General features: G+C 51.0%; 1 protein-coding gene. It reads right to left on the bottom strand.

The window, feature by feature from the left end:
• Nucleotides 1-78: 78 nt before the first annotated feature.
• On the bottom strand, nt 79-2,273 hold a 2,195-nt coding region (locus NZ772_17710), incomplete at its 5' end, for an S-layer homology domain-containing protein (GenBank protein MCS6815392.1).

The raw sequence follows: 2,273 nt of genomic DNA, 5'->3' as shown, positions 1-2,273 counted from the left end.
GGCTCTACCTTCACAATTGAGCTACCCCAACACTATCATCCCTCTGGATAGACAGAGCATAGGCATCACGTGTTAACGTCACTTCTTGTTAACAATGTACTTAGATTGCATAGGCTGGACTCTGTTCACCTTGACGAGTGCCTGATACATGATGGCTACTGCTTCGGCACGAGTGGCTGGTCTTTGGGGGTTTAACACTGCTGGGTCAGGATAATTGACCACCAACCCTGCTTCCGTTGCCGCCGCGAGCGATCGCACAGCCCACTTTGGAATCTTAGTATAGTCTTTGTAAACCTTCAGCGTTTTAGCTGGGTCAACCGTCGGTTCTAGACCCAAACCCCTAGCCAGAGCGACAATCACCTCTAGCCGGATCATAGGTCTTTCTGGGCGAAACTGCTGTTTCGGATATCCATCCATAAAACCAGTTCGGGTTACTTCATCAATTACCTTGGTTGCCCAATAGTTCTGCTTTAAGTCCCTATAGGTGATGGATTTACGACGGACAGGTTGCTCCAAGGGTTTGCTAATAAGTGCAGCAAACTCAGCACGAGTAATCCGCTTGTCAGGCAGAAATTCGCCTTGTTTATTTCCAGTCACAAACTTCCGTTCTGCCATTGCAGTAATAAATGGATAGGCCCAGTGCTGTTTGGGCACATCTGCGAAGCTAACTTTTGGACTAGCAGTTGTTGTGAGACCAGTGATGGATGTGGGGGAGGGACTGATACGGGGAGATGCCGTAGACGTAGCAGCAGGATTAGCATCAGGCGATGCCGTAGGCACGGTAGATGTAGCCGGCTCAGTTGGTGGAACGGATGGTGTTATCACCTGAGACGGATCTCCATTATTGTCATTGCTACTGAAGAAGGGTACTCGGATACCCATGCGATCAGCTCCCCACAATAACAATGCGCCTGCCGCCACGATCGCAGCCCCGGCTGCCAAGGACTCACCTACCGTTCTGCCCTGAGTGACATTACTCAACAACCCTAGACTAGCCGCCTTCAAGTCAGCCCACTCCTGAGGGGTTGGTTTTTGACCCTGCCTTAACTTAGCAACCATGGCCAGCAACAACAGCCGCAGGTTTGGTGTATCAGCAGACAACGACGAGGGATGCTCTGGCATAGACTCCATAGCCTCATAGGCATTGGGATCGTAACCATAACTGCCTAAGTTCAGGTCAGGCGTAGCCAAATCAGCATTCCCTGCATCACCCAGCCCTGAGTCTGGCAAACCAGACGGGTAATCTGTAGGTACATAAGCAGGCACTGCTGGAGACATCACACCAGTAGGCTGCTCTTGTCCCCCTTGTGAATAGGAACCGTGCGGCAACGCTGTCTGGTCACTCCTTGAGCCTTGAGTCAGCTCAGGTTGACTATCAACAAAACTTAAATCTGATAATGAGTCTGGATAGGGTAAATCAGCGTCCGCTGGCTGCCAGGGTTCATAGTTGCCAGGAACATAGCTGGGGGGAATGTCTGGGGGGCTGGGATAGTAGGAATAATCCTCAACGTTAGATGCTTCTACTGGCTGGATGAGATCTTGCGTGACGTGATCGACAGTTGCAGAGCTAGGCTCGGCACTGACTGGTGTAGCACCTAGGGCAGGGTTTACTGCTAACTCCATCCCGATGTCAGAGGGTGAAGTAACCATAGCATCTGGCAAAAGATTTAGCTCTAAATCAGAAGACGGCAGTGGTGATTGCTCTGGCTGATTTGACGGCGGCGATTGTAGCGGTGGCCCAGCCGGAACCGTAGGTAGTTGTGAAGCTAATGATTGTGGGGAAGCCACTGCCAAGGGTGGCTGCAAAGGTTGGTGGCGACTTGCTTCTAGTTGCTGAAATAACCGATCTTCACTGGTTTGCTGCTCTGTAGGGTCAGGTTCAAGCAGGGAGCTAATTGGACTACTATCGAAGGCTAAGGACTCGATCGCCGCATTGTGCGCCAGGGTAGAAAATAGTTCTCGTAGTCCCTGGAGGTTGCCCTGAATAGCCCGCTGACCTGATTCAACCTGGTTGATGTGAAACTGCCATAGACCTGAATCAGCATAGGGGCCATCCTCCACAAAGGCTCTACCAATCTCATTATTCACTTCACCATCTAGCAGGTTCATGCGAGTCTGTAGCCGATACCCCGGTGTAGGCTGTTGGGCTTGCTGGGGATGTTCTGGTGTAGCTGGTGCTACCCACGTGGTCACCTTTAGCTCAGTGGCCTCCGACAGAGCTATTTTCAGAGCTTCAACGAAGTTTCCTGATTTAAATTGCTGTTTGAACTCAT

This window comes from Cyanobacteriota bacterium, assembly GCA_025054735.1.
GTDB lineage: Bacteria > Cyanobacteriota > Cyanobacteriia > SKYG9 > SKYG9 > SKYG9.
This window is presented reverse-complemented; position numbering and strand designations above follow the sequence as displayed.